The 15,318-nt window shown below is 50.5% G+C and carries 16 protein-coding genes; 15 read left to right on the forward strand and 1 reads right to left on the reverse strand.

The window, feature by feature from the left end; all coding sequences use genetic code 11:
• Nucleotides 1-84: 84 nt before the first annotated feature.
• Nucleotides 85-1,050, forward strand: a complete 966-nt coding sequence (locus Q9292_RS08845) for an AraC family transcriptional regulator (protein WP_194749347.1) — start codon at nt 85-87, stop codon at nt 1,048-1,050.
• 155 nt (nt 1,051-1,205) lie between these two features.
• Entirely contained in the window at nt 1,206-2,249 is a 1,044-nt protein-coding gene (locus Q9292_RS08850; protein WP_313987019.1) for an NAD(P)-dependent alcohol dehydrogenase, read from the forward strand.
• Nucleotides 2,250-2,373: 124 nt separating this feature from the next.
• Here the strand turns inward: Q9292_RS08850 and Q9292_RS08855 are convergent, their stop codons facing one another.
• A complete protein-coding gene (locus Q9292_RS08855; RefSeq protein ID WP_313987024.1) occupies nt 2,374-2,715 on the reverse strand; it encodes a FlxA-like family protein in 342 nt (113 codons plus the stop codon).
• Between the two features lie 494 nt (nt 2,716-3,209).
• Between Q9292_RS08855 and ureE the strand changes: the two genes are divergently transcribed.
• The 13 genes from ureE (at nt 3,210) to Q9292_RS08920 (ending at nt 15,315) form a co-directional block, all read left to right on the forward strand.
• Nucleotides 3,210-3,656, forward strand: coding sequence for an urease accessory protein UreE (ureE, locus tag Q9292_RS08860; protein ID WP_313987026.1), 447 nt, complete (start codon nt 3,210-3,212; stop codon nt 3,654-3,656).
• Nucleotides 3,649-4,326, forward strand: coding sequence for an urease accessory protein UreF (locus tag Q9292_RS08865; RefSeq protein ID WP_313987028.1), 678 nt, complete (start codon nt 3,649-3,651; stop codon nt 4,324-4,326). The genes ureE and Q9292_RS08865 overlap by 8 nt, the downstream gene beginning before the upstream one ends.
• A gap of 25 nt (nt 4,327-4,351) precedes the next feature.
• Nucleotides 4,352-5,053, forward strand: coding sequence for an urease subunit gamma (locus Q9292_RS08870; RefSeq protein WP_287032402.1), 702 nt, complete (start codon nt 4,352-4,354; stop codon nt 5,051-5,053).
• A 3-nt stretch (nt 5,054-5,056) separates the two neighbouring features.
• The gene (gene ureC / locus Q9292_RS08875; RefSeq protein WP_313987032.1) at nt 5,057-6,766 is read left to right on the forward strand and encodes an urease subunit alpha; all 1,710 of its coding nucleotides are present in this window, start codon (nt 5,057-5,059) and stop codon (nt 6,764-6,766) included.
• Entirely contained in the window at nt 6,763-7,398 is a 636-nt protein-coding gene (ureG, locus tag Q9292_RS08880) for an urease accessory protein UreG (RefSeq protein ID WP_313987034.1), read from the forward strand. Before ureC ends, ureG begins: the two co-directional genes overlap by 4 nt.
• A 214-nt stretch (nt 7,399-7,612) precedes the next feature.
• Nucleotides 7,613-8,311 carry an urease accessory protein UreD gene (locus Q9292_RS08885; protein ID WP_313987036.1) on the forward strand — a complete coding sequence of 233 codons (699 nt, stop codon included), beginning with the start codon at nt 7,613-7,615 and terminating at the stop codon, nt 8,309-8,311.
• Between the two features lie 45 nt (nt 8,312-8,356).
• A complete protein-coding gene (locus tag Q9292_RS08890) occupies nt 8,357-8,929 on the forward strand; it encodes a HupE/UreJ family protein (RefSeq protein WP_313987038.1) in 573 nt (190 codons plus the stop codon).
• 56 nt (nt 8,930-8,985) lie between these two features.
• Nucleotides 8,986-10,137, forward strand: coding sequence for a transporter substrate-binding domain-containing protein (locus Q9292_RS08895; RefSeq protein ID WP_313987042.1), 1,152 nt, complete (start codon nt 8,986-8,988; stop codon nt 10,135-10,137).
• A gap of 1 nt (nt 10,138) precedes the next feature.
• The gene (locus Q9292_RS08900) at nt 10,139-10,759 is read left to right on the forward strand and encodes an ANTAR domain-containing response regulator (RefSeq protein ID WP_313987045.1); all 621 of its coding nucleotides are present in this window, start codon (nt 10,139-10,141) and stop codon (nt 10,757-10,759) included.
• Nucleotides 10,760-10,889: 130 nt separating this feature from the next.
• Nucleotides 10,890-11,393 carry a MarR family winged helix-turn-helix transcriptional regulator gene (locus tag Q9292_RS08905; RefSeq protein ID WP_313987048.1) on the forward strand — a complete coding sequence of 168 codons (504 nt, stop codon included), beginning with the start codon at nt 10,890-10,892 and terminating at the stop codon, nt 11,391-11,393.
• A 60-nt stretch (nt 11,394-11,453) separates the two neighbouring features.
• The gene (locus Q9292_RS08910) at nt 11,454-12,941 is read left to right on the forward strand and encodes an efflux transporter outer membrane subunit (protein WP_313987049.1); all 1,488 of its coding nucleotides are present in this window, start codon (nt 11,454-11,456) and stop codon (nt 12,939-12,941) included.
• Entirely contained in the window at nt 12,919-15,090 is a 2,172-nt protein-coding gene (locus Q9292_RS08915) for an FUSC family protein (protein WP_313987051.1), read from the forward strand. The genes Q9292_RS08910 and Q9292_RS08915 overlap by 23 nt, the downstream gene beginning before the upstream one ends.
• A 12-nt stretch (nt 15,091-15,102) precedes the next feature.
• Nucleotides 15,103-15,315 carry a DUF1656 domain-containing protein gene (locus tag Q9292_RS08920; RefSeq protein WP_194749352.1) on the forward strand — a complete coding sequence of 71 codons (213 nt, stop codon included), beginning with the start codon at nt 15,103-15,105 and terminating at the stop codon, nt 15,313-15,315.
• Nucleotides 15,316-15,318 lie beyond the last annotated feature (3 nt).

The following is a 15,318-nucleotide window of genomic DNA, read 5'->3' on the forward strand; positions in this document are numbered from 1 at the left end:
TTGCCTATTCCTATTTTGGATATGCTGCTTATTGCTATTTGGTAGTAATATCAATGCCTGATTATTCAATCAACCGGGGATATTATGAATAATGAATGCTGGCATGCGCACGACAAGGAACGGACTATTTCTCTACTCTCGGCACTGACGCCCAAAGAGGGATTTACCCTGACCGCACTCGATGGCGTCAAACTCATGCGCTGGAACCGGTCGATTGCACGCAGCCCAGTGTTTTACGAACCCAGTATTGTGTTTGTCTGCCAGGGCAGAAAAGTGGGTTACCTAGGCGGTGAGGTCTACCAGTATAACCCGCAGCAGTTTCTGATTCTGTCAGTGCCGTTGCCGTTTGAAAGCGAAACCATCGCCTCCCCAGACGAGCCACTACTGGCCATTTCTATCCGGATTAACTTATCGGTGATCTCAGAGTTATTAATGAGCCTGGAGCACACAACGCCGATGCAGGTGAATGGCAAAAGCGGCATTATTTCTACCGCGCTGGACAAACAACTCTCCAATGCAGTGGTGCGATTACTGGAGTGCCTGCAATCCAAAACGGAGGCTGCCGTGCTTGGCCAGGCGATTATCCGCGAGATTCATTACCGGCTGCTCACCTCGGCGCAATCTTCTGCCATCCTGGCCGCGCATAGCACGCACAGCAATTTGGGCCGCATCAGCAAAGCCTTGCGCCTGATTCATGCCGAATATGCCAACGCCCTCAATGTGGACACTCTGGCGGCGGTCTCTGCCATGAGTGTGCCGTCGTTTCATGCCGCCTTTCGCGATGTCACGGCCACTTCGCCTATCCAGTATTTGAAAAAAACGCGGCTGCACAAAGCCAGGTTGTTGATGGTGCAAGACGGTATGAATGCCACGCTGGCGGCGACCAAGGTGGGGTATGAGAGCGCTTCGCAGTTTAGCCGTGAATTCAAGCGCATGTTTGGCCGCAGCCCGATGGAAGAGGTGAGTGCAGTCCGTAGTGCCTTGATCACTTCACCAGGGGAATTTATTGGCAATCAACGGGACTATGCTTATGTGACCGTTCAGCAATAGCGTCTATGCGGCCTGTCAGAACATCCGAGAGGAATAGGCAACGATTTGAGAAAAGCAGGCAAGCCGGATGACGTACGCTTGTTTAGACTGTTGATCAGACTGCGGACGACTTTGGCCGCGGAACATTTAGTTGAACAAAAAGACATGGAGATGCGATGAAAACTGCAGCCTACGGCGTACAAAATGCAACCTCGCCCGTTGCCCCTATGAGTATAGATCGCCGGGAACCCGGTCCTAACGATGTGCTCATCGATATCGAGTACTGCGGGATTTGCCATTCGGATATTCACCAGGCGCGCAATGAATGGGGTGGCGGTTCACTGTATCCCATGGTGCCAGGACATGAAATTGTCGGCCGCGTGCGGCAGGTCGGCACGCAAGTGAGCAAGTTCAAGCCTGGGCAATTGGTGGGGGTCGGTTGCATGGTGGATTCGTGCCGTCACTGTGAGGCCTGCGATGAAGGCGAAGAGCAATACTGTGACCACACGGTATTCACTTACAACGCCAAAGATCCCAAGCATGGCGGCCTGACCTTTGGTGGCTATGCCGAGCGGATTACCGTTGATGAACACTTTGTGGTCAGCGTGCCGGAAAACCTGGATACCAAGGCCGTGGCTCCCTTGCTCTGTGCCGGCATTACCTTGTATTCGCCATTGAAACACTGGCAGGTGCAGCCCGGCCAGAAAGTCGGCATTATCGGCCTGGGCGGCTTGGGGCACATGGGCGTCAAGCTGGCGGCCGCGATGGGCGCGCATGTGGTGATGATCACCACTTCGGCCAGCAAGGCCGCTGATGCGACCAAGCTGGGGGCGCATGAGGTGCTGATCTCCACACAAGCCGAAGACCTGGCCAAGCATGCTTCCAGTTTTGATTTGATTATTGACACGGTGCCGGTTGCGCATGACCTGAACCCTTATATTGGCTTGCTCAAGCGGGATAAAACTATCGTGCTGGTCGGTCCGCTGGACCCGGTTGACGTCCATGGCGCCAACCTGATCACGCAACGCCGTCATGTCGCCGGGTCACTAATAGGCGGCATTGCGGAAACCCAGGAAATGCTGGATTTCTGTGGCAAACATAATATCGTCAGTGATGTCGAGATGATCGATGCCAACTATATCAATGATGCTTACGAGCGCATGCTCAAGAGTGATGTGAAATATCGTTTTGTGATTGATATCAATTCCATGAAAGCTTAAGCGGTGATGACACGTAAGTGGTGAGTACTTGCCTTCTGGCGATAAAAAAGCCCTGTTGAAATGAACAGGGCTTTTTTATAGGTAATGCCAGGCCCGACCACCAAAGCTGAGGGCCGAAAACAGTTTAAACATATTCGTCTATCATTGAGAGTTTCTGCTTGGCAGGCGCCTGGTTGTTCTGGTTGAGCGTTGAAGAGCCTTCTGTCTGCTTCTGCTTTTCTGCCGTTTCCTGTTTTTGCCGGATAAGTTGGTCCAGTTGTGCTTGCGTTGCCTCGATTTGCAATTGGATGAGCTTGGCTTTGGCCTGCCCTTCTTTCGATTGCGTATTCATCGCTTCCTTCAGGTCTTTTTGCAGGGAGGTCAGCTTTTTCTGCAGTGCTTCTATGGCCGACTGGCTGCTGCCGCTCGTGCTGGCTGTACTGGTCATTTGAGTGCTCACAGCGGACATCGAAATAGAAATGGACATGGCATGCTCATAAAAGTATTGTCTACAATTGAATTACGACACAAGTCAGCCAAACTTGAGAAAAGCGCTGAATGTTTGACCAGGCATGCCTTGGTTTTGAAACCATATTCGCTGAAAAATCTGGCTGGTATTTTGTTTTGTCAGTATTTTGCGTATAGCCTCCGATATTTAGACTGCGCTGGTGGGTAATGAGGTTATTGATACGGCAGGATGATCTCAGTTCATTGACGACTGACCTAGTAGAAAAGTCGGTGTGACCAAGCCGACGATGACGGGTTTTATGGAAATTATTCAAAGCAAAACACAAAAATGTTGACAATGAAAGTATTTGAGAATAGTTTGAATATAGTTTGTTAATTCTACACAAATCGCCAATGTTGCCGGTTTAGTGTATGGCTAGGAAAGCCCTGTTCAGTCAGTTTATTGACTGAACAGGGCTTTTTTTTGCTCAAAATTTACATAGCTGTACTTATCAAGCTTAAGGGAACAGATGAATGCTCGTACTAAATAAAATCATTGCTAACTCGACTGATCAGGGAGTCGCTGAGCAGTTACACGATTTAAATCACCATGGCGTTGTTGAACACTTGGTACTGAATAAGGACGATGTTCTGAGGCACCGACTGCGGATGAAGACGGATAAAGGCACGGAGTGTGCGATTCAGCTTTCCAGAAATGAGATGTTGTCCAACGGGGCTGTACTTCTCCTTGAAGACAAAAAAGCGATCGTCGTTCAAATGGCTAAAGTTGAATATCTTTGCTTGCGCCCAACTAGCGTAGCGGCTGCCCTTGAGGTTGGCTATTTCTGCGGGAATATGCACTGGAAAGTGGATTTTGAGGGCGATATTTTGAGAATCATGTTGAATGGTCCAAAGGAAAGATACATCGAGCGCATTTTTCATTTTATTTCGGATGTGAAAATTGAGTTGGTGTATGAGTAGTGATTCCCTATTCATCACTCTGCAGCATGCAGACAGCTTCTTTCCTTCAGGAGCAACTTCCTTTTCCTGGGGATTGGAGACGCTCTGCAATGAAAAAACAATTCAATCTTCGTTTGATTTAAATACCTATATCGAGGGTCAGTTAAGAGGTCGTTGGATCACCTGTGAATTGCCAGGCCTCATCGCTGCATACCGGGCTAGAGGGGATTTAGAAGCTGTTGCTCGCGTGGATAAAGAGCTACATGTTTTATCGCTTACTAAGGAGTTTAGAACAGGGGCTGAACGTGCTGGTTCTGGCTTGTTAACCACGCATGCAAAATTAGGCACGCCGCATGCAGAAGAATACAAGAAACTCGTCAAAAGCCTAAAAGCGCCTGGGCAACTCTCGGCAGTTCAAGGTTTGCTGTGGTTTGGGGTCGGTTTAACCGAGCATCAGGCAGCCGTGTTGTCTGGATATAGTTTTTGTTCAGCCTTCGTCAGTGCAGCCATCAGGCTGGGTCTGATTGGCTATGTTGATAGCCAGATCATCATCAAGAACATGCATGAGATTTCCTCTCATTTGCTCTCGCAACCCTTGGTCCAGCTTGAAGAACTTCATTCGTATATACCTGAAACAGACATTGCTGTGATGCGGCATGAAACAGCAGATTCAAGATTGTTTTTTAATTGATGGCATACATTGAGGGAGAAAATGAATGTTACTAACACCCGTAGAAATGGAGCGCTTTGCAATATTCAATGCAGCTCAGTTGGCGCGTAGAAGAAGGGAGCGAGGCCTAAAGTTGAACCACCCTGAGGCGATTGCCATTATTGCTGACGAAATTATGGAAGGGGCAAGAGACGGACGTTCCGTGGCCGAGCTCATTAGTTATGGCTCACAGATTCTGACGACTGACGATGTCATGCCAGGCGTGGAAGCCATGGTCACGATGATTCAGGTGGAGCCTGTTTTCCCTGATGGGACAAAACTCGTTACCGTGCACGATCCAATCCGGCCAGGAAAACTCAAGCGAGCGCCAGAGGATGAAATTGTTCCTGGTGAAATCATTGCAGCCGATGGAGACATTGAAATTAACGCCGGTAGAAAACAGGTTTCATTGAAAGCTGTGAATACTGGAGATAGGCCTATCCAAATTGGCAGCCATTATCACTTTTTCGAGGCTAATCGAGCCCTGGATTTTGAGCGTAGATTATCTTTTGGAATGCATCTCGACATCCCAGCTGGTACCGCAGTGCGTTTTGAGCCCGGTGAAAGCAAAGTGGTGACCCTTGTCGCTTTTGGCGGTAAAGCAGAAGTATATGGTTTAAACAACTTGACCAATGGTTCTACAAAAAATGAAGAACTACTAGAGGTCGCTTTAGAGCGTGCACGTCAATCAAACTTTAAAGGTGCGTAAGAGATGGCAAAGATCACGCGTAAAGAATATGCAGCAATGTACGGCCCAACTGTTGGCGATGCTGTTCGACTTGGAGATACCTCACTGCTCGCTGAAATCGAAAAAGATTTTGGATTCCCAGGGGATGAGTGTTTGCATGGCGGCGGCAAAACGCTCCGTGATGGACTTGGAATGGCGCCGGGGTTTGATAGCGCATCCGGATCATTAGATATGTTGATCTCAAATGTGGTGATTATTGATCCAGTACTCGGCATCGTTAAAGGGGACATTGGGATTAAAGCCGGGAAAATAGTCAAGATTGGCAAGGCCGGTAACCCCGCCATTATGGATGGCGTAGATAATGACTTGGTGATTGGCGCAGCGACCACGGTGCGGGATGGTGAAGGGCTCATTGCCACGCCTGGAGGCATTGATGTTCACGTTCATTTTGACAGCGCACAACTTTGCGAGCACGCCCTTAGTTCTGGCCTGACAACCCTCATAGGTGGGTCACTAGGGCCGATTACAGTCGGTATTGACAGTGCCGGGGAGTGGAATGTTGGCAAAATGCATCAATCCAGTGAGCATTGGCCAATCAACTTTGGATTCTTGGGGAGAAGCTCTTCCAACCCTCAATCAATATACGATCAACTTTCAGGCGGTTGTTTTGGGCTGAAAATTCATGAAGACTGGGGCGCGATGCCCGCTGTCATCGACACTTGCCTCTCTGTTGCGGATGAACTCGACTTCCAAGTTTGCCTTCATTCAGACACTTTAAATGAAAGTGGTTTTCTTGAAGACTCATTGGCAGCGGTCAAGGGTAGAACAATACACATGTACCATACGGAAGGCGCTGGTGGTGGGCATGCACCTGACATCATCAAAGTCGTCGGGGAGCTGAACTGCTTACCTTCTTCTACTAACCCCACCAATCCTTACACCATCAATACCTTCGATGAGCACCTGGATATGATTATGGTTTGCCATCATCTGAACCCATCCATTCCAGAAGATGTGGCCTTTGCTGAGAGCCGCATTCGAGCTCAAACAATCGCGGCTGAGGATGTTTTACATGATATGGGCGCCATCTCTATGCTGGGCTCTGACAGTCAAGGCATGGGGCGTATCAACGAAGTAGTTTGTAGAACCTGGCAGTTGGCAAGCAAGATGAAAGACCAGCGCGGCCGTTTAGCCGAGGAAACCTCCCGAATTGGGGATAACGAGCGGATCAAAAGGTACATCGCTAAATATACGATTAACGCAGCACGCGCGTTTGGGATCGATGAACATGTTGGCTCATTAGAAAGTGGAAAAATTGCGGATATCGTTTTATGGCGCCCTGCATTTTTTGGCATCAAACCTGAGTTAGTCGTGAAAGGCGGTTTCATAGTCTGGTCTCCCATGGGGGATAGTGCTGCATCACTAATGACCTGTGAACCAGTCATTATGCGTCCACAATGGGGCGCTTTTGGTGGCGCGCCAAGTCAGTTGAGCTTTAACTTTGTCAATCCTTTGGCAATAGAGGCTGGTCTGTCCGACAAGTTAGGGCTCAAAAAAGGCCTGCTTCCATCGTATGGCACCAGAAAAATCAATAAGTCCAATATGCTTCACAACAAGACCTTGCCTAATATCAGTGTCAACTCTCAAACCTTTCAGGTCTCAATTGATGGCGTTCCAATCACTTGTGAGCCTTCAACGAAACTCCCATTGGCGCAAAGGTATATGTTCAGATGAATACAGAAACTGTCAAACCACATAAGGGGGCCGCCAGGGTCGGCATTGGCGGTCCCGTTGGGTCGGGTAAAACAGCCTTACTTGAGCAACTTATTCCACGATTTATTGCAAGAGGCACCCAACTCGCTGTCATCACCAATGATTTAGTGACTAAAGAGGACGCAATCAGGATTCAACGCAGCGGACTGATTTCACCTGACCGGGTGATGGCAGTCGAAACTGGTGCCTGTCCTCATACCGCTATCCGTGAAGATCCAACGATGAACATCCAGGCGGCTGATTTTCTGGATGAGAAATATGGAAATCTGGATCTCATCCTGATTGAAAGTGGCGGTGATAATTTGGCTTCTTCTTTTTCACTTGATCTCGTTGATTATTGGTTATTCGTCATTGATGTCGCAGGCGGCGATGATATTCCACGCAAACGCGGGCTAGGTGTCATGCAGTGCGATTTGTTGATCATCAATAAAACGGATTTAGCACCCTATGTGGGTGTAAATATCGAACGGATGTTGATGGAAGGTGAAGAGGTTCGAGGTGGCAAGCCAATACTGCTCACCAATTGCGCCAAAGGTCATGGCATTGATGAGGTGGTCGAGAAAATTGCCAGGGAGGTTCTTTTTGAGGGCTAACCATTTACAGGTTGTAGCGCCCATCGTCGAGACAATAGGGGCTGGGGAAGCCCTGCCTTTGTCTTTAATGAAGCTTAGTTCAACAGGCGGTAATCAAGTCAGATTGGTATTTGTGTCTCCTGGGCCTGGTAAGCGCACTTATATTAATGAGCAATTTGTCACTTATCCCTTTCATGTATGCCGTGCGTATTACAAACCAAATGATCCGCCCAGTATGGCTACTTTATGCTTGCAATCAACTAGCGGCGGTATTTTTGAGAGTGATAGAACCAGTGTTTCGATCATCCTTGAAGAGAATAGCCACGCACGCGTTACCACTGCGGCCGCGACGGTTGTGCACAGGATGGAGAAAGACATCGCGCAACAAAAAGTCTTTATTGAAGCGGGGCCGGGCTCATTTTGTGAATATGCGCCTGGGCCTCTGATTATGTTTCCGATGGCCAATTTGAGATCGAGTCTAGAGTTGAAAGTGGATCCATCAGCCACTGTGATATTTTGCGACTCTTTTATCGCGCACAACCCCAATCACAATGGCGAGACGTTTACGAGATTACGGACAGACGTCTGTGTCCGTAATCTCCAAGGAGAAGTACTGGTGAGGGATCGCGCATTGGTGACTGGGGAGACCTACGAAAATAAGACCCTGGGCATTACAGGCAAATATAAGGCGCAGGCAACACTCATGGTGATCGCCCAGCAGGTGTCTGCAGACGCTCTGGTGACCCATCTGCGGGCAGGATTGGTTGCGATGGATGAGTTATATGTGGGCGTGTCAACCTTGCCATCCAACGCCGGGGTGTGGGTAAGGATGCTGGGGGAAGATGGTGCATCCCTCAAGCAAGGGCTGGATTTAGCATGGATATTGGTTCGAGAGTTTATGGTTGACGCTTTGCAATTAGCTGCGCTTGATTAGGGCAGATGCGTAGGAATGATCAATTTAAATGGAAATGAGGAAAATATGAGAAGTGATACTAAATATCTAGTGACGGTGTTTTTGATGATGTGGGCCGGAAGCACCTACGCGCACCCTGGGCATTTCGACGATATGATAGGTTTTTTTGCAGGCTTCAGTCACCCTTTTAGCGGGGTTGATCATTTACTTTCTATGTTTGCAATAGGACTGCTCGCTGGTCAAAGAGATGGCAAATCAATCATGTTGGCGCCGGTGGTATGCCTTTCGGCAATGGCGCTAGCATGTGTTGCAGCCATTTCTGGGTTGGTTATTTCCTTCAGTGAAATGGGTATCCTTTTAACCTTGGTCGTCAGTGGCGTGCTGTTAGCATGCAGGGTCAAATTGTCCCTGCCATTGTTATTACCTTTGGTAGGGATGTTCTCTCTTTTTCATGGCTATGCGCATGGTCTTGAAATGCCGTTTAATGCAAAAGGTTTTGAATACGGGGTGGGTTTAGTGGCAGGTTCTTCATTACTTCTGTTGGCGGGCATGCTCACTTCACTCAAAGGGCGTGAGAAGATAGTTGCCTATCTTGGCGCTGCAACTGCAGTGGTTGGGTTGTCGCTTCTGGTTGTATAAATACAATAAAATGCTTGAAGGCCGATTGCCTTGGTACGTTGTAGGGGTTTAAATTAATGCAAGATCATTCAATCAAAGTGGGCGTTCTGTACTCCCAAACTGGCGTCGTCTCGGCCATCGGAAACTCGCAACTACAAGGTACTCTCCTTGCGATAGATGAGGTCAATGCCGCTGGCGGTGTCAATGGCAGAATGATCGTTCCGATTTCATATGACACCCAGTCAAATCCTGATCTCGATGCTGCTTTTGCTGAAAAGTTAATCTTGGAAGATAAGGTAAAGGTGATTTTCGGAGGGTACACCTCCATCAGTCGTAGAGCTATTTTGCCCGTGGTAGAAAAATGGAACAGGCTACTTTTTTATCCAACCATGTATGAGGGGTTTGAGTTCTCTAATAACGTCATTTATACAGGCGCAACGCCAAACCAGAATATCGTGCAATTAGTCGAGTATATGACATCCAATTATGGTACAAGGGTTTATCTGGTTGGCTCTGACTATATCTTCCCCTATGAGTCGAATCGCATCATGAAAGAATTACTGACCCAGTATGAAGATGGTGAAGTCCTTGGTGAGGTTTATTTGAAGTTGAATGCCAGTGAAGACGAGTTTCTTCCCATTATTGAAGATATCAAAGAAAAAAAACCTGACTTTATTTTTTCGACTGTGGTTGGAGAGACGACTGCATATTTGTATAAACACTATGCTCAGGCTGGACTAAATCCTCAGCAAATGCCGATAGCAAGTTTGTCTACCTCAGAGGCTGAAATTGCACAAATGGGCGCTGAGGCTGCGGTAGGCCACTTTACATCCTCACCCTATTTTCAATCTGTAGACTCTCAAGTCAATCGGGAGTGTCTAACTAACTTTAGAAAAAAATTCGGGCATGGCGCAATCCCAAATATGAATTGGGAAGCAGCGTATTTTCAGGTTCACTTGTTTGCCAACGCGATGGCTCAATCCAACGATGATGATATTGAAGCACTCTTACCCTACCTATTGGATTCAGCGTTTAATGCCCCACAAGGCCTGATCAGTATTGATCCACTCAGTCATCATACAAATCTAAATCCTAGAATTGGACGAGCAAACGCTGATGGCCAATTTACGATTGTGCGTGAATCGTCAAATCAAGTGTATGCGGATCCCTATTTAGTGACACATACATTTGAAGATGTCCGTCTGGTTTCAGGACGATTGGGGATGTAATTTGACCAACGGCCAGCCCACTCAGGCTTTGAGACTAACTTCGGAGTTATTAAGAGATCTGCGATCTTTGAATGTGGTGGTATTTCACCCTCAGGATAAAGATGGGGAAATGCTACTTCAACAATTAGAGCGGATTGGCTGCAAGACGTCGCAATTCTGGCCGCCACGACCAGAGTTATCTGAATTAACAGATTTAATTTTTCTATCCATCAATCCTGAATTTAATGTGGCAGAGTATGCTTGGTTTAACTCAGAGAATTGCCCACCCATTATTGCCGTTGTGGCCTATGAAAACCCAACCATCGTAAACCTGGCATTAAAAATAGGCGTAAAAGGCGTTGTCGCTTGCCCTATTCGCGAATTTGGCTTGCTTACGTCCATGGTGATTACCAGGCAGTGTTTCAAAGATATTGCCGAAGGGCGTAAGCGTATTCAGCGACTTGAAAGGAAAGTTGCGGGGGTGGCAACAGTGTATGAGGCGAAGCGAATTCTAATGGCTTCGAAAAAAATCTCAGAAGAAGAGGCTTATGCAATACTTCGTGACCAAGCCAAGAGTAAGCGAGTTGAGATAGAAGTGATTGCGGAAACAATCATTTATGCTCAATCAATTATGAATATTTGATATTGATTGATTGAGCCTGCGTTGGGTCAATTAAATTTTTTGTGATGTTGCTGAGCCTACATCAAACAACAAGGACTCTTAACAGCAGTACTTGCATTTTGTTTGATGCCATACTATACTGATCCGTACTATGTTGCTGCTCAAAGAATTACCCACCTCCAAAAGCCTGGAAAAGTTTGTGACCCGCTATCCTGGCACAGACATCACAGCGATTTCTGACTTTGTCAGTATTTTGCGCGCCGCGTCGGATATTTCGACGGCGCTGGATGCGTTACTGGCCAGGCATGGGTTGCTGCAAGGCCGCTGGTGGGTGCTGGTCTTGCTGATGCGGCAGGATGACCTGACTTCTTCGCCTTCAGACCTGGCCGACAAAGCCGGCGTGACCAAGGCCACCATGACTGGCTTCATTGACGGGCTGGAGCGTGAGGGCCTGGTGTCGCGCTTTATGGATACCAGCGACAGGCGCAAATTCCTCATCCGTTTGTCGGTGGCCGGGCAACAAAAACTCGATGAAGTGATGCCGGACTATGTGCAATGCGTCACCCAGTTTATGAACGTCCTGGCCAAGGCACAAAGAGACACCCTGATTGCGGATTTGGCGACATTGGCCAGCCGCGTCGATTTGATTAAATAAACGGCGGCAGCATTTTTTTAATTATTTAGTTTGATCCCGTACTATTAATAACCATACTTTATGTCTCTGCCTTTCACCTCAACACTGACTGTTTTGTCGCCGCGTCAGCCCAGGCAGGTTGCGCGCAGTGCGGTCTGGCTCTTGGCGCTGTTGCTCAATGGGTGTCTCAGCAGTCAAGGCATTGCGCCCGTGTCGCAGCCACTGCTACAGGATCAGTTAGCGCTGGGTAAAACCATTTCGGAGGCGCCTGTTATGGCGTGGCCGACCGAGCACTGGTGGCATGTCTATGGGGATGCACAGCTCAACCGTCTGATTGAGAAAAGTCTGCATGACCATCCTGACCTGAAAAAAGCGACTGCCCGCATTGCTTTAGCCACTGCCATGGCGGAGCAGTCACATGCGGCTACCTTGCCCAATATCGGTGGCAAAGTCAGTTCCTCCCGCGAGCGGTTTACCGAGTTGAGCTTTATCCCCAAGCCGTGGGCAGGTCGCTTTAACTGGAACAACCAGGCGACCGTAGACATGTCCTACAACCTGGACCTGTGGAAACAGCAGAAATCGGCGTGGCTGGCGGCACTGGATGAAGCGCGGGTGGCGGATGCTGAAATGCAGCAGGTCAAGATTGAGCTCACGGCGGCGATAGTCAAAAATGAGATCCAGCTTGCGGCCGAATATCAATGGCGCGACCTGGCACAAGACGAGCTGGACGATTTGCGTCACGAGATTGCCATTGCCCAAAAAGCCCTGGCGGCCGGACTCAATACCCAACTCGCCCTGAGTCGTCTGGAGGCGAGGCTACCAGCGGCGCAGAACAAACTGGTATTGATAGACTTGCACCTGACCTTGCTCAAAAACCAGATGGCGGCACTGAGCGGCGAGGGGCCTGGCGCTGGCGAAAGCATTACCCGACCAGCCTTGCATTTGTCCGCCAGCGCTGGCCTGCCCGACCGCTTGCCCGCCAACCTGGTTGGCCGTCGCCCGGATATGGTGGCGGCCAGATGGCGGGTGGAGGCGGCACAGAAGCATATACAGAGTGCCAAAGCCGCGTTTTACCCGAATATCAATTTGCTGGGCTATGTCGGCTTTCAGGGACTTGCGTTTGCGAGTCTGTTTTCCAGTGCCGGTCTGGTGGGTAATCTGGGCCCAGCCATGACATTGCCGCTGTTTGATGGCGGCCGTCGACGCGCCAATCTGTCCGCCGAAACGGCCTTATATGACATGGCAGTGGAGGACTACAACGCCACGCTGCTGAAGGCACTTGAGCGCATCTCCAGCCAGTTGTCGGTCATGCAAACGGTAGAGGCTGAAATGACAAATACCCGGCAAGCCCTGGACAAGAGCGAGCAGACCCATCGGCTGGCGCTGAAAAACTACCGCGCCGGACTCAGTAACCGGGTGGAGAGCCTGCAAACCAATCTGCTGGTCTTGCAGCAAAAAAACGTGCTGGTCGAACAGGAGGCCGCGCGCCTGGAGGCGTATGCGGCACTGATGCTGGCCTTGGGTGGCGGCGTGATGGAGGAGGCGCATGCAACGCAGGCACGCCCTTAGGCAAGGTTGGCACGCGCTGGCGGCTGGCATTGCAATACTTGGCCACGGGGGGCGGTGGCTGGCCATCTGTGCGCAACAGGCCGGACTGGACTGGTACCGGCAGGATTTCCCGCGCATTGGTTATTTGTTCAAGTATTTGCTCGCCTCTTGGCTGGCCTTATGGCTGGCTTTGAAAATGGAAATGGACCAGCCGGCGACGGCGCTGTTGACGGTGGTGATCGTCATGCATTTCCGTTCAGGCATGGTGATTACCAAGAGTTATTACCGGTTGATCGGGACCGGGATCGGCATTCTGTTTTCGCTACTGCTAGTGGCCTGGTTTGTGCAGGACCGGTTCCCGTTTTTTATCGCGGCTGCGCTTTGGATAGGCTTGTGCACGGCGGGATCGCTGGTTTACCGCAACTTTCAATCGTATGGCTTTGTGCTGGCCGGTTACACACTGTGTATTGTCGGCTTGCCGGCCACGCTGACGCCCTGGCACACCTTTCAAATTGCCTCAACGCGCATGTCAGAAATCGGGGTGGGCTTGCTTAGTGCCAGCCTGGTGAGCGAGCTGGTGCTGCCGCAGCGCCTGTGGGAAACCATTCAGGCCGTGGTGCGTGGCAAGTTCCGTGATTTCAGTCTGTTGCTTGGGCAGGGCGAAGCTGCTGGCCTGAATCAGCCCGTGCTCAAGTTTATGCAAGACCTGTATCAACTGGAGTCTTTCCGGGCTTCGGCGCAATTTGAAACCGATGATGCGCGCGTGCATAGCACCACGATTAACCAGCTTAATCTGCAGTTTATGGCGGTTTCAACCACCTACATCGTCTTTCAGCGCCTGCAACAGCGGCTGCAGCGCAGTGGATGCAAGCATGAAGCCGAGGCTTTGCAGGAGTTGATGCAACCCCTGGCGACGGCGGTGTTGAGTAAAGGACAACCCGCCATAAGTGCGCCAGAGCTGACGCAATTGCAACAGGCCGTTGCTGCGTATCAGCAAGCGTTTGCTACCGCGTTTCAGCGGCAGAGGCAGGCCTTGTCGATTCTGCCTGAGGGACAGCTGCTGACATTCGAGAGTGGGGTAGCGTTGTTGCAACGTCTGGCCGCCGAATTAGCGGCTTATCTGGACACCTATGTGTTGCTGGTGGCCAATCCGCGCAAGCGGCAAGTGGCCAGCCGCGAGTTTGCAGCCGCGCAGTTGCAGAGGCATATTGACTGGTTGCCGGTGGCAATTGCCGCGACACGTGGCGCACTCACCTTGCTGGTACTGGCCGTGCTCTGGATGACCATAGACTGGCCCTCCGGCATCCTGGCCATGACCCTGGGGGTGATTACCAGCACCTTGTTTGCGGGCAGCCCGACGCCGATGGCTACCTTGCGCCAGTTTACGCTTGGCGTGGTACTGGGCATTGTGCTGGTTTACCTGAGCAATGTGTTCTGGCTGACGGCGGCACACGACTACGTCATGTTGTGCATCGTGATTGCCCCGGCCATTTTGCTGACGGCCTGGCTTAGTGCCCGGCCTGCCACCGCACTTGTCGGGGCTGGGCTGGGCATTGCCTACTTTTTAATGGTTGGCTTTAACCTGGCGCTGGGTGATCTGCCGGTCAAATATTTCAATGATTCGATTGCGCTCATGATTGCGCTGGCGGTGTCCGCCATCCTGTTCAGCCTGACTGACTATGCCGCCAGCCCATGGGCCAGGCGCCGCTTGCTGGCCCAGTTGCGCGGGCTAGTGGTGGAGGCTTGCCTGAATACCACCATGACCGCGGCGGCGTTTGAAATGCGGGCACGCGACCTGATCCAGCGCTCGGGCGACTTGCATAGACCACAAGCGGCAGACAGCGTCCACGTCGCAGAGGCATTGTGTGCGGCGCTGGAGATGGGCCATGCCGTACTGGCCTTGCGCACGGCGGCGGTGGCGTTGCCGGCGCAGCCGCAGCGATTAGTGCAACATACGCTGTTGCTGGTCGCACACGACTACAAACAGCCCAGCCGCAAACATCAGCAACAGGTCTTGCAATGGCTGGATCACTTTTTGGTCTGGTTGCAAGGCGGTGAATATGCGCAGAGCTTGTCGCCGACGCAAGTGCAAAAGCTGGTAACGCAGTTACATTTTGTCCGGCTGGTGATCGACACCGAAATGCCTGCGCTCAGCCCTAGGTCCTTATGAAGGAGACGACACATGTGGCATGCATGGATTCCGCGTGAACTGACATTTCTGGATGCACATGTGCCGACGCTGTTCGTCGCCTTTTTGCTCGCCGCCGTGGTGGTCTGGCAGCTAGATCAATGGCTGGCGGCATGGGTGATTTACGAGCGGCTCTGGTACCCGGCGCTGTTTCGGGTGGCGCTGTTTTTTGGCTTGTTTTCGCTGTTTGGCTTGATGGTGTATTGAAAG

Source organism: Methylophilus sp. VKM B-3414 (assembly GCF_032248435.1).
Lineage (GTDB): Bacteria > Pseudomonadota > Gammaproteobacteria > Burkholderiales > Methylophilaceae > Methylophilus > Methylophilus glucosoxydans.

What these genes read in the sequence shown, in the direction of transcription:
- Q9292_RS08895 (WP_313987042.1), top strand. Translation starts at nt 8,986, where the DNA reads ATGCAAGATCATTCAATCAAAGTGGGCGTTCTGTACTCCCAAACTGGC.
- Q9292_RS08865 (WP_313987028.1), top strand. Translation starts at nt 3,649, where the DNA reads ATGAGTAGTGATTCCCTATTCATCACTCTGCAGCATGCAGACAGCTTC.
- Q9292_RS08885 (WP_313987036.1), top strand. Translation starts at nt 7,613, where the DNA reads ATGGCTACTTTATGCTTGCAATCAACTAGCGGCGGTATTTTTGAGAGT.
- Q9292_RS08915 (WP_313987051.1), top strand. Translation starts at nt 12,919, where the DNA reads ATGCAACGCAGGCACGCCCTTAGGCAAGGTTGGCACGCGCTGGCGGCT.
- Q9292_RS08855 (WP_313987024.1), bottom strand. Translation starts at nt 2,715, where the DNA reads ATGTCCATTTCTATTTCGATGTCCGCTGTGAGCACTCAAATGACCAGT.
- ureE (WP_313987026.1), top strand. Translation starts at nt 3,210, where the DNA reads ATGCTCGTACTAAATAAAATCATTGCTAACTCGACTGATCAGGGAGTC.
- Q9292_RS08850 (WP_313987019.1), top strand. Translation starts at nt 1,206, where the DNA reads ATGAAAACTGCAGCCTACGGCGTACAAAATGCAACCTCGCCCGTTGCC.
- Q9292_RS08910 (WP_313987049.1), top strand. Translation starts at nt 11,454, where the DNA reads ATGTCTCTGCCTTTCACCTCAACACTGACTGTTTTGTCGCCGCGTCAG.
- ureC (WP_313987032.1), top strand. Translation starts at nt 5,057, where the DNA reads ATGGCAAAGATCACGCGTAAAGAATATGCAGCAATGTACGGCCCAACT.
- Q9292_RS08890 (WP_313987038.1), top strand. Translation starts at nt 8,357, where the DNA reads ATGAGAAGTGATACTAAATATCTAGTGACGGTGTTTTTGATGATGTGG.
- ureG (WP_313987034.1), top strand. Translation starts at nt 6,763, where the DNA reads ATGAATACAGAAACTGTCAAACCACATAAGGGGGCCGCCAGGGTCGGC.
- Q9292_RS08920 (WP_194749352.1), top strand. Translation starts at nt 15,103, where the DNA reads ATGTGGCATGCATGGATTCCGCGTGAACTGACATTTCTGGATGCACAT.
- Q9292_RS08870 (WP_287032402.1), top strand. Translation starts at nt 4,352, where the DNA reads ATGTTACTAACACCCGTAGAAATGGAGCGCTTTGCAATATTCAATGCA.
- Q9292_RS08845 (WP_194749347.1), top strand. Translation starts at nt 85, where the DNA reads ATGAATAATGAATGCTGGCATGCGCACGACAAGGAACGGACTATTTCT.
- Q9292_RS08905 (WP_313987048.1), top strand. Translation starts at nt 10,890, where the DNA reads ATGTTGCTGCTCAAAGAATTACCCACCTCCAAAAGCCTGGAAAAGTTT.